This is a genomic window from Promicromonospora sp. NPDC059942, from assembly GCF_042731755.1.
In the GTDB taxonomy this organism is placed as follows: Bacteria; Actinomycetota; Actinomycetes; order Actinomycetales; family Cellulomonadaceae; genus Promicromonospora.
On the sequence record NZ_JBHWLR010000041.1, the window covers coordinates 1 to 11715 of the forward strand.

Annotated in this window: 9 protein-coding genes; 2 read left to right on the top strand and 7 right to left on the bottom strand. The window is 72.4% G+C overall.

Annotated elements, in window-relative coordinates; translation table 11 throughout:
• Positions 1–261 precede the first annotated feature (261 nt).
• The 4 genes from ACFV9Q_RS28800 to ACFV9Q_RS28815 are packed head-to-tail and all read right to left on the bottom strand — an operon-like array spanning position 262 to position 6267.
• Positions 262–3183 (bottom strand): family 78 glycoside hydrolase catalytic domain, encoded by a 2922-nt coding sequence (locus ACFV9Q_RS28800; RefSeq protein ID WP_377237252.1) that lies wholly within the window; start codon positions 3181–3183, stop codon positions 262–264.
• 12 nt (positions 3184–3195) lie between these two features.
• The gene (locus ACFV9Q_RS28805; protein WP_377237253.1) at positions 3196–4023 is read right to left on the bottom strand and encodes a carbohydrate ABC transporter permease; all 828 of its coding nucleotides are present in this window, start codon (positions 4021–4023) and stop codon (positions 3196–3198) included.
• Complete coding sequence (locus ACFV9Q_RS28810) at positions 4020–4943, bottom strand: carbohydrate ABC transporter permease (protein ID WP_377231652.1); 924 nt, start codon at positions 4941–4943, stop codon at positions 4020–4022. The genes ACFV9Q_RS28805 and ACFV9Q_RS28810 overlap by 4 nt, the downstream gene beginning before the upstream one ends.
• A gap of 7 nt (positions 4944–4950) precedes the next feature.
• Entirely contained in the window at positions 4951–6267 is a 1317-nt protein-coding gene (locus tag ACFV9Q_RS28815; protein ID WP_377237254.1) for an ABC transporter substrate-binding protein, read from the bottom strand.
• A 142-nt stretch (positions 6268–6409) separates the two neighbouring features.
• Between ACFV9Q_RS28815 and ACFV9Q_RS28820 the strand changes: the two genes are divergently transcribed.
• Positions 6410–7456, top strand: a complete 1047-nt coding sequence (locus ACFV9Q_RS28820; protein WP_377237255.1) for a LacI family DNA-binding transcriptional regulator — start codon at positions 6410–6412, stop codon at positions 7454–7456.
• A 148-nt stretch (positions 7457–7604) separates the two neighbouring features.
• Here the strand turns inward: ACFV9Q_RS28820 and ACFV9Q_RS28825 are convergent, their stop codons facing one another.
• The 3 genes from ACFV9Q_RS28825 to ACFV9Q_RS28835 form a co-directional block, all read right to left on the bottom strand.
• Positions 7605–8135: a MerR family transcriptional regulator gene (locus ACFV9Q_RS28825; RefSeq protein WP_377237256.1), complete on the bottom strand. Its 531-nt coding sequence runs from the start codon at positions 8133–8135 to the stop codon at positions 7605–7607.
• Positions 8136–8283: 148 nt separating this feature from the next.
• A complete protein-coding gene (locus ACFV9Q_RS28830) occupies positions 8284–9279 on the bottom strand; it encodes an SDR family NAD(P)-dependent oxidoreductase (protein WP_377237257.1) in 996 nt (331 codons plus the stop codon).
• A 253-nt stretch (positions 9280–9532) separates the two neighbouring features.
• Complete coding sequence (locus ACFV9Q_RS28835) at positions 9533–10918, bottom strand: sigma-70 family RNA polymerase sigma factor (protein ID WP_377237258.1); 1386 nt, start codon at positions 10916–10918, stop codon at positions 9533–9535.
• Positions 10919–11034: 116 nt separating this feature from the next.
• Here ACFV9Q_RS28835 and ACFV9Q_RS28840 point away from each other — a divergent pair, with 116 nt between their 5' ends.
• Positions 11035–11598 (top strand): DoxX family protein, encoded by a 564-nt coding sequence (locus ACFV9Q_RS28840; protein ID WP_377237259.1) that lies wholly within the window; start codon positions 11035–11037, stop codon positions 11596–11598.
• The last annotated feature ends 117 nt before the right edge of the window (positions 11599–11715 follow it).

Consider the following 11715-nt stretch of genomic DNA (forward strand, 5'->3'; position numbering starts at 1 on the left):
TTTCCTGAGCCGGGTCGGCGTTTCCGCGAAGCTGGGTGGTTTTTTTGGGGGCGGACACGCTCGTGTGCCGACCTCGAAGCAGACTGCCGACTCTGTGCGGCAAACTGCCGACTCTGCGGTGCAAAACTGCCGACCCAGCGAGCCAAGCTGTCGACAGACCGCTGAAGCCCCCTCCCCTTTGAGGCCTAAGTTTCTTCGCTTTGAGGCGGCTCAAAGCGAAGAAACTTAGGCCTCAAAGAACACGAGCCCGCCGACGTCGGCCTACCCCGCGACCACCGCCGCGCGGCGGGCGTTGAGCGCATCGAGTGCCGTCCGCACCTGGTCCGGTGCCCCCGTCGGGAGCCGGACCAGCTCCTCCTCCAGGGTGCGCTGGTCGGTCCACTCCTTGAGCGAGCGCAGGGCTCCGGTCTGCCCGGTGTCCGCGGCCTCGACGGCGGCCAGCACCGTCTCGAACGCCTCCGGGTCGTCGGCGACGGCGCCGAGGGTCGAGGCCAGCGTGACCGGCGGTGGGACGGACCGGTCGCGCGGGTCGGGCACGGTCCACTCGTGCCGCCCGGCGCCGACCTCGAACTCGCGCGCCCCGGCACCGACGCCAGCACCGGCTCCGCCGTCCGCTCCCGCACCGCCACCGCCGTCCGCGCCCTCCCCGTCCGCACCGGCACCCGGCAGCACCACCACCGCCGTCGTGTTCGGCGGCACCACCGCGTGCACCACGATCTCCCCGTCGCGCGCCGCCCAGCCGGCCTCCGCCAGCCCATAGGGCGTCTCGAACCGCGTCACCGCGTGATCCAGCCCCGCGATCGGCACGGGCGCGACCCGCAGCCGCCGGTACCCGGCAGCGTCCGGGGCGAGACCCGCCACGGTGCGGTGCAGCCAGTCCGCCACGGCCCCGAAGGCGTAGTGGTTGAACGACGTCATCTCCCCGGGGTTGATGCTGCCGTCCGGCAGCATGCTGTCCCACCGCTCCCAGACCGTGGTGGCGCCCATCGTCACGGCGTACAACCAGGACGGCACGCCGGTCTGGAGCAGCAGCCGGGCGGCGACGTCGGCGTGCCCGGTGACCGTCAGCGCGTCCTGGATGATCGGCGTGCCCACGAACCCGGTGCCGATGCGGTACCCGGCGCGGCGCACGAGCCAGGCCAGCCGGTCGCCCATCACTGCCCGGGTCGCGCCGTCCACCAGGTCGAACACGATGGCCAGTGCGTAGGCGGTCTGGGCGTCGGAGACGATCCGGCCGGCCGGCGTCGTGTACTCCGCCACCCAGGCCCGCCGCGCCCGCTCGGCCAGGTCCCCGTACCGCGTGACTCCCTCGGCGTCGCCCAGCTCGTCCGCCGCGGCCGTGACGAGCTGTAGCGAGCGCACCAGGTAGGCGCTGGCCACGATGTCGGGGTCGGCCTTGGCGCCCGCCGGGTCGTCCGGCGGCGCGTCCGGGTCGAGCCAGTCCCCGAACTGGAACATGCCCTCCCACAGCAGCCGGTCCCCGGCGATGCCGAGCAGCACGTCGGCCCACGCCCGCATGGACGGGTACTGCTCCGCGAGCGCCCGGCGGTCGGCGAACCGTTCGAGCAGGGTCGTGGGGACGACGGTGGCGGCGTCGCCCCACGCGGCGGCGGGCTGGGCCCCGAAGGGCAGCACGAACGGCACGACGACGGGGCAGACGCCGCCGCGGTCGGCCTGCTCGGCGGCGACGTCGCGCAGCCAGGAGGCGAGGAACGCGTCGCTGTCGAAGAGGTAGCTCGCGGTGGGGCCGAAGACCTGGATGTCGCCGGTCCAGCCGAGGCGCTCGTCGCGCTGGGGGCAGTCGGTGGGCAGGGAGACGAAGTTGCCGCGCATGCCCCGCACGACGTTCTCGTGCAGCGTGTTCACCCGCTCGTCGGAGCTCTCGAACCAGCCGGTGCGCCGCATGTCGCTGCTGATGACGACGGCGGTCACGGCCGCGCGGGCCGTCTCCAGGTCGAGCTCACCGGGCCACCCGTCCACCTCGGCGTACCGGAACCCGTGGAAGGTGAACTCGGGCTCGAAGACGTCCTCGCCGCCGGAGAGCACGAGGTGGTCGGTGGCCGCGGCGTGGCGCAGGGGGCGGACGCCGAGCTCGCCGTGCTCCAGCACCTCGGCGTGCCGCAGCGTGATCACGTGCCCGCGCTCCCCCGTCACCCGCACCCGGAGGCGGCCCACGACGTTCTGCCCGAGGTCGAGCACCGTGCGCCCCGACGGCGTGGTGATCACCTCGCGGACCGCCACCTCGTCGACGCGCCGCACGGGTTCGGCGATCGCGGGCTCGGGCACGACGTCGGACGGGTCCACCCGCACCGGCGCCCACGCCGAGTCGTCGAACCCGGGCAGGCTCCAGCCGGTGACGGCGCGGCCGGCGTCGACCCGCTCGCCCGCGTAGATGCCGCTGGTCACGACGACGCCGGCCGCCGCCCCGCGCCAGTCCGGACCGGTGACGAGCACCCGGGTGGACCCGTCGGCGAGCTCGACGTGGAGCTGCACGGCCGCGGCCGGCTGGTCGCCGTAGAACGTCCGGGCGGCGCCGTGGAAGCCGTACTTCTCGGTCCACCATCCGCCGGCCAGCCGGACGCCGACGGCGTTGGCGCCGGCCCGCAGCAGCGCGGTGACGTCGGTGGCCTCGTGCACCACGCGGTGCTGGTAGGCGGTCCAGCCGGGCTTGAGCACGGCGTCGTCCACGTCCTGCCCGTTGATCTCGACCTGGTAGACGCCGTGCGCGGAGGCGTAGAGGGTGGCGCGGACGACGTCGCCGGGCAGGTCGAGCTCGGTGCGCAGCAGGCCGGGCGCGGCGTCGTCGGGCGGGTCGGCGAGGCCGACGAAGGCGGCCGACCACTCGCCGTCGGCCAGGAAGACGCTGCGCACGGTGACGGGCTCGCTCCAGGGCGAGGTGCCGCCGTCCGTTCCGGTGACCCGGACCTCCAGGGTGTGCCGGGCGTGCGGCGCCAGCGGGTCGAACGGCCAGGGCACGAACCGGGACTCGTCGGTCTCCAGGCGCTGGACGTCCCCGCCGTCGAGCCGGACCTCGGCGCCGGCCTGCCACCAGCCGGGCGCGTCGGACTCGACGGTCCAGCTCAGGCGCGGGGTGGGGGTGTCGGCGAAGGCGCCGTCGGTCCGGCGCTCGACCCGCACCTCGCGGACGCGGGTGGTGCCGGTGGCCAGGGTGTCGTCGTTCATCGGTGGCCCCTTTCAGCCCTTGACCGCGCCGGACGTCATGCCGGCCACGATCTGGCGGTTGAAGAAGATGTACATGACCAGCGGCGGCACCGTGATCAGCAGGATGTCCATGAACAGCAGGTTGAACTGGCTCACCATCTGGCTCTGGAAGTTGTAGAGCGTGAGCTGCACGGTCGCGTTCTCGTCCCCCGGCAGGAAGTACAGGGGGTTGGTGAAGTCGTTGAACACGTTGACCGCCTGCACCACGACGATCGTGATGATCACGGGCCGCAGCAGCGGCAGGATGACGGCGAAGAAGAGCCGTAGCGGCCCGGCGCCGTCGATGATCGCCGCCTCGTCGAGCTCGCGCGGGATGGTCGCCACGAACGCGCGGAACAGCAGGATGCAGAACGAGAGCCCGAACGTCGCCTCGATGAGGATCAGGCCCGGCATGGTCTTGAACAGCCCCGTCTGCTGCAGCACCCAGATGGTCGGCACCACGGCGGGCGGCACGATGAGCCCCGCCAGCACGAAGAAGTTCACGATCGGGTTGAGCCGGGACTTCCGTCGCTGCAGCAGGTAGCCGACCATCGCCGCGAGCACCACCATGACGGCCACGCTCACCACGGTCAGCACGGTCGAGTTGAGGAAGGCCCGGACCACGATGCCGTCGCGGGTGGTGAGCACCTCGGTCAGGTTGTCGAAGAACGCCCACTGCTCCGGCCAGGAGAACTCCAGGCGCGACGCCGACGACGCGTCCTTGGCCGCCGTCAGGAAGATGAAGGCGAACGGCACCAGGAAGACCACCACCGAGACGACGATGGCGACGACGCCCGTGGCCCACGAACCGGCGCGCCTCATCGGTCGACCTCCTTGCGGTTGAGCAGCAGGGAGACCGGCACCATGATCGCCGTGACCACGAGGAACAGGATCACGTTGCCCGCCGTCGACAGCCCGTAGAACCCGGCCTGGTACTGCTTGTAGATGACGGACCCGATGACGTCGCTGGTGAACCCGGGGCCGCCGCCCGTCGTCGCCCAGATGAGGTCGAACGACCGCAGGCCGCCGATCAGCGACAGGATGATGACGGTGGCCGTCGCGGGCTGGACCAGCGGCAGCGTGATGGAGCGGAACTGCTGCCACCGGCCCGCCCCGTCGACCCGGGCGGCCTCGTAGTACTCCTGCGGGATGGCGACGATGCCCGCGATGTAGATGAGCGTCGCGATGCCGAGCCCTTTCCAGACGTCGACCGCCGCGATGGTCAGCAGCGCCTGGTTCGGGTCGGTGAACCACCCCGGGCCCTCGATGCCGAACGTGGCGAGCATCGTGTTGACCACGCCGTCGAACGGGTCGAGCAGGGCCTTGAAGGTGATGCCCACCCCGATGGTGGAGACCAGCACCGGGAAGAACACGACCGAGCGCAGGTAGCCGCGGCCCACGAGCTGCGAGGTGAGCAGCACCGCGAGCGCCAGCCCGAGCACCACCTTGGCGCCCGAGGTGACGAAGCCGTAGACCAGTGTGTTCACAAAACCGCGCGAGAGCTGCGGCTCCGCGAAGAACTGGACGAAGTTGTCCAGGCCGATGAACTCGGTGTCGAACAGGGTCCAGCGGGTCAGGCTGAACCAGAACGACGCGAACGTCGGCACCGCGAAGAAGACCAGGTAGAGCACGCCGGCCGGCAGGTAGAACCACGACGGGTAGATGCTGCGCTGGGTGGCCGAGGTGGAGCCCGCCGTCCGACGGCGCCGGGCGGGCCGCACCTCGGTCAGGGTTGCCGCCATCGGCGACCTACCAGCCCTCGAGGCCGAGCTGACGGGCCTGGTTCTCGACGTCCTGGTCGTAGAACTCGGCGGCCTCCTCGGCGGTCTTGATGCCGGAGCCCACCTCGACCGTCACCTTCTCCAGGTTCGGGCCCTTGACCGGCGAGAGGAACTCCAGCGCGTTGGCGGCGCGGCCCTCGTCGAAGTAGGCCTGGATGTCGTCCAGCATCGGCGGGGCGGTGTCGAGCACCTCGCACGTACCCGCGTACGGGCCGGCCGGCGGCAGCAGCTCGTTCTGGATGTCGCACCCGGCCTCGCTGTTCGCGAAGGCCACGAACTCCTTGGCCGCCTCCAGCTCGGCGCCCTCCGTGGAGCGCGGGACGTACAGCGCGTTGGGCTGCCAGATCGTGGCCTGCGTGTTCTCGGCGTCCTGCGCGGGGAGCGCGAAGAAGCCGATGTCGTCGACGGCGTCCGGCGTGTTCTGCAGGATCGTCTGGATCACGTTCGACAGCATCGGGTAGTGCGCGCCCTCGCCCTCGGCGACCATGCGGGCGCCGTCGGGGAACGTGGCGGACGGGAAGTCCTCGTTGAAGTACCCCGCCTCGGCCACCTCCTGCTGGTGCTGGAAGCCGAGTAGGGCGGGCTCCTCGGCGTAGGACCGCTGGTGCGCCGTGTACTGGTCGGCCCACTCGGGGTCGACGGCGGTCACGTTGGCGAAGTCGCCCAGCACGAAGAGCTGGCTGGTCCAGGTCTCGCCGTAGGTCTGGATGACCGGGGCGACGCCGTCGCCCTCGGCAGCGATCGTCGCGTTGTTCGCCATGAACTCGTCCCAGGTCTGCGGCACCTCCAGCCCGAGCTTCTCGTACACCGGCTTGTTGTAGACGACGCCGCCGGCGAACGAGGCGCCCAGCGGCGCGCCGTACATGCCGTTGTCGGTGCTCACCACGGGCAGGAACTCCTCGGTGAGCGAGCCGACCCACTCCTGGTCGCTCAGGTCCACCAGCGTGGAGTCCGGGTTGAGGGCCTGGAGCAGGGAGCCCGAGTTGTAGAAGAACACGTCGGCCATCTCGCCGGTCGAGAGCCGGGTCTTGACCAGGTTGTCGCCCTCGGTGCCGCCGGGCCGGATCTCGACTGCCACCTTGACGTCGGGGTGCTCCGCCTCGAACGCCTCGACCAGGGCGTCGGCGGTCTCGGGGTTGGGCGCGTCGTTGGTCGTGAGGAACGTGATCTCGGTGGTGCCGTCACCCTCGGCCGACGCCGAGCAGCCTGCCAGGGCGAGGGCCGTGAGCGCGGTGGCCGCGACGGCGGGGCGGGTGAACCTGCGGGTTCGAAGTGCACGGGACATCTCTCTACCTCCTTGTAGAGACGCATGGAACGATGGGTGTAGAGCGATCTACACTGCCACCGATGAATCCTTTCAGTGGGAGCACGCTAGCGGGGCGCCATTTCTGGTGTCAACCGATCTACACAGGCAGGATGGCCTCACGATGAGCACCCACCCGACGCGCCGGACCCGGCCCTCGACCATCCAGGACGTCGCCCACGAGGCCGGCGTCTCCCGGGCCGCGGTCTCCAAGGTGATCCGCAACGCCTACGGCGTCAGCCCCCACATGCGCGCGCAGGTCGAGGCCGCGATCGAGCGACTGGAGTACCGGCCGCGGGTCGCGGCGCGCGCCATGCGCGGGGCGAGCTTCACGCTCGGGTTCGAGATCCCGCAGGTGGGCAACGACTTCCTGACGATGATCGTGGACGGCGCCACCGAGGCGCTCCAGGGCACCCCGTACCAGATGATCATCGCGCCGCTCGGGCGCGACCAGAAGGGCGACGTGGCGATCAACAGCCTCGCCGACCGCCAGGTCGACGGCATCGTGGCCATCTCCCCGCGCGTCGACCCCGCCTGGCTCGAACGGGTCGCCGAGCGCACGCCGCTGGTGATGATCGGGCGGCACGACCGGTCCGACCGCTACGACACCATCACCGGCGACGACCGCTCCGGAGCCGAGCAGGTCATGACGCACCTGTTCGACCTCGGCCACCGGCGCATCGTCCACCTGACCATCCACCCGTCGCGGCCCGAGCCGCCGTGGGCGGGTCAGGCCGGGGCCGAGCCGCACGTGGTGCGCACCGCCGTCTACCGCGAGCGGATGACGGCGGCCGGGCTGTCGCCGCGGGTGGTGCACACGATGTTCGACGGCTCCGAGGCGCACGCGGCCACGCTCGACCTGCTCGCCTCCCCCGACCGTCCGACCGCGATCTTCGCGGGCAACGACACCCTGGCGATCGGCGTGCTGAGCGCCGTCGCGGAGGCCGGGCTCGACGCGCGCGACGTGTCGGTGGTCGGCTACGACGACGTGCCGATCGCGCGGCACCCGCTGGTGTCTTTGAGCAGCGTCGACCAGAGCGGCATCACGCTCGGCCGGGAGGCGGTGCGGCTGCTGCTGGAACGGCTGGCGGGGCGCACGGAGTCGGTGCGGTACGAGGCGGAGGCGGTGCTCCGGGCGCGCCGGTCTAGCGCGGAGGCGCGGGCGGTGTGAGGGGCTGGCGGTACGGGCGGCACCGGCGGCCGGGCGACCGGCGTCGGACATTCTCTTTGAGGCCCGGGTTTCTTCGCTTTGGGACAGTTCAAAGCGAAGAAACCCTGGCCTCAAAGGGGATCGCGAGGGCAGGCGGTACCTGACCGAGCTAGTCGTCTGGGCTTGTGACACCTGCACTTGCGGCATCCGGGCCTGTGACATCTGAGCCCCCGGCGTCCGGGCCCGTGGCGCCGCCATAGGTTGCGATCTTGTACTCCGTGGCGACCAGCGAGAGGTTCAGCTCCCGGATCCGACGTCGGATCGTGTCCCGGTGCTCCAGCAGGAGGTCGAGGCGCTCGGGCTCGGTCTGCTTCCCGGCGTCGACCAGGGTGATGTAGTGCTGCACGTCGCGCATCGGCATGCCCGACAGCCGCATCCGCGTGACGAAAACGAGCCGGCGCAGCGCCGCGGCGTCGTACAGGCGGTACCCGGCGGCGTCGCGGCCCACCTCGACCAGGCCCGCGCGCTCGTAGTAGCGCAGCGTGTGCGGCGAGACGTCGAGGTAGGCGGCAGCCTCGGCGATCGGCAGGGGTCCGGGCACCGCGTCGGCGTCCGCGAGGGCGTGGATCACGTCGGCCGACGGCGCGCCGTCCTCCCCGAGCGCCGCCAGGGCGCGCGCCATCAGGTCGTCGGTTGCCATGCCCACCAGCCTAGGTGGCCCGGCCTCACCGAATCAGGCCTCGCCGGACCTTGCCTCGCCGAATAGGGTCTTGCCGGACCGGATCTTGCCGGAACGGCTCCGAGCGGGCGGACCCGACGTCGTTCCGAGCTGCCCAGCGTGCGGCTCATCAGAAGGCCCGCACGGCCGCGGGCACGCCAGGGAAGTCCGCCGAAGCGGACGCACTGGCCCACTTCTCGACGTCGTCCGCCGCGACCGCATAAGCACGCCGGAGGTTGCGGACCGCCTCCGCGCCGAGCGGCAGGCGCAGCGGCGCGTCGGGCGCGTCGAGCACGCGGCGGACGACGGCGGCGGCGCGGGCAGGGTCCCCCTCCTGACTGCCGTGGGCCTCGGCCATGTTCGCGCGGACGGCGCCGGCGACGGCGTCGTAGGCGGGGTCGGCGGCCGCGGTGTGGAGGACGCCGTCCGCGTTGAACGCCGTCCGGAACCGGCTGGGCTCCACGATCAGCACGCGGACGCCGAACGGGGCGACCTCGCCGGCAAGCGCCTCGGACCAGCCCTCCAGCGCGAACTTCCCGGCCGAGTAGCTGCCGACTGCGGGGAAGGACATGCGCCCGCCCTGGCTGCTCATCTGCACGATCGCGCCCGCGCCGCGCGCCCGCAGGTGCGGCAGGACCGCGCGCACGTAGGCCGCCGGACCGAACAGGTGCTGGTCGAGCATGTCGCGCAGCGCGGCGTCGCCGATCTCCTCGGCGGTTCCGACCTGTCCCGCGCCGGCATTGTTGACCAGCACGTCGATGCGCCCGAACGTGTCCAGGGCCCGGTCCACGACTGCGGCCGCCCCGGCCGTGTCCCGGACGTCATGCTCCACCGCGAGCAGCCGCTCGCCGTACCGCTCCCGGAGCGCGTCGAACCGGTCGGCCCGGCGCGCAGTGCCGACCACCCGCTCGCCAGCCTGGAGGGCGGCTTCCGCCAGGGCGAGGCCGAGGCCGGAGCTCGCGCCGGTGATGAGCCAGGTCTTGGTGTTCCTGGTCTTTGTCGAAGCGGCGTTGGTGGTGCTGATGTTGGTCGTGCTGATGTTGGTCGTGCTGATGTTGGTCGTTCCGGTGTTGGTCGTGCCGGTGTTCATCGTGTTGCCGTTCGTGGCGGTGCCGTCGGTCGTCATGGTGGCGACGCTAGGGATTGGAGCGCGCTCGAACGCAAGGCGAGGTCGGTCGGGGCCGAGGTCGGCAGTCTCCTTCGAGGTCGGCACTCTCCTTCGACGTCGGCACTCTGCATCGAGGTCGGCACATCTCTGTGCCGACCTCGATGCAGACTGCCGACTCTGCCGTGCAAACTGCCGACTCTGCCGTGCAAACTGCCGCTCTGCCGGACAGACTGCCGACCGTTGCACTGGGCTCCCGTCCGGCCCGCCGGAATCAGGGCAGCAGGACCGTGCGGATCGCCGTGATCAGACCGTTCTCGACGAGCACCCGGATCAGCGCGACGGGCGCGCCGTCCCTCGTCGCGACGAGCGCCACGCCGTCGTCCAGGAGCAGCGGCGCCAGGGTCCAGCCGGACGCCGGCCCGAGGTAGCGCAGCGACCCGGCCGCCACCCGCTCGGCGCCGGTGTCGAAGCCGACGCGCTCCCCGCGCAGCGTCGCCCAGCCCGAGACGTCGGGGTGCAGGATCCGCACCAGGGCCCCGAGGTCTCCCCCGGCGCAGGCCGCGATGAAGGTGTCGACCACGCGCTGCAGCTGGGGGTCGGCGCGGGGCCCGGCGGTTGCGGTCGGCTCCGGATGAGACGACGACGGACGCGTCGACGCGGCCCTCCTCGAAGCTGCCGACGCCCGCCCCGAGGACCCTGGCGCGGTCGATGTTGTCCCCGACGGCGTCGACCCGGTCTGAGCCGGGGCGATCGACGCCGGACCGATCGAACCCGGCGCGACCGACGTCGGACCGTTGGATGCCGACGCTGCAGTGATCGACCCGGCCGCCGACCCGGCGGACGGCGACGCCGCAGCTGTTGACCCGGCCGACCCGGACGCTCCAGCTGTTGACCCGGACGCGGACGCGGACGTCGTCGACTCCGACGCCCGGATCGCCCGCCGCGCCCGGCTGGCGAGCTGGCGGCACGCGGCCGGCGTGCGGCCGACCGTCTCCGCGACGCTCTCGAAGGGGATGCCGAACACGTCGTGCAGCAGGAACGCGGCGCGCTCCCCCGCCGTCAGCCGGTCGAGCACGACGGACAGGGCGCGCCGGATCTCGTCGTCCAGGGTGATCCGGTCCGCCGGGTCCGCGGGCGCGGCCGAGCCCAGGCCCGGCGCCCCCGCGCCGGACCCGAAGTCCCACGCGGCCGGGTCCTGCGGCGCGGACAGTCGCCGGTGCGCCGACCCGATGCGGTCCAGCGCGAGCCGCCGCACCGCGACGACCAGCCAGCCGCGGAGGTCGCGGATGCCGCCGACGTCCTGGGTCGCGAGCCGCGCGAACGCGTCCTGCACCACGTCCTCCGCCTCGGCGGGGTCGGCGACGATGCGGCGCGCGACGGCCAGCAGGTAGGCCCGGTCGTCCCGCGACGCCGCGGCGACACGCTCGGTGTCGCCCCGCGGGCCCCCGACGTCCGCCCCGGCCCTGGCGTCGCGCGCCTTCCCGGCGTCCGTCCCGGCCCTGGCGTCGCGCACCTTCCCCACGTCGCGCACCTCCCCGCCGTCGCGCACTTCCCCGGCGTCGCGCACCTTCCCGGCGTCGGTCCCCGCGTCGGTCCGGGCGTTCGCCCCGGCGCGTTGGCCGGCGGCTCGCGCACGGTCACGTCCAGCTTCGCTCATGCCCCGCACGACGATCGGGCGCCCCGCGTTGTGACGGCGTCACACACCCGGCCGCCGGTTCGTCCTGTCCCGCACCCGGCCGGCGAACCGCCGTCCGACCGACCCGAAGGAGCACCATGCTCACCACCACCCTGTGGGCGGCGCAGATCATCCTCGCCCTGTTCTTCCTGTTCGCGGCGCTGCCCAAGATCGCGGGCCGCGGCATCGACCGCTGGGCCGGGTTCGACGACCTGCCCCGTTCGATCGTCGTCCTGACCGGCGTCGTGGAGCTCGCGGCGCCGTTCGCGCTCGTCCTGCCCCTGCTGCTGGGCGCCTTCGAGTGGACGACGCCGCTGGCCGCGGCCGGGCTCGCCGTCGTCACGCTCATGGCCAGCGGGTTCCACATCAGGGCCGGCGAGTGGCTCCCTGCGCTGGAGACGGCGCTGTGGGCTGCGCTGGCCGGAGCCGTCGCCGTCGGCCGCTGGGGCCTCCTGGCCACCGGACCGCACCTGGACGCCGACCTGCTGGTCCCCGTGATCGGCCTCGTCACGGTCGCGCTCACGATCAACCTGATCGCGATCTTCCGGCGCCCGGCGCCCTCCCGCTCGGCCCAGGCCGACCGGGCCACCCAGGCCGACCGGGCCACCCAGGCTGCCCAGGCCGACGACCGGGCCGACGCGCCCGCGTCGGCCGAACGCTGAGCGGCCCGGCGGCGAACCCGGCCGTCGCGATCCCCTTTGAGGCCCGGGTTTCTTCGCTTTGAGCTACCCAAAAGCGAAGAAACCCGGGCCTCAAAGGGAAGGGCCGAGGGCCAACGC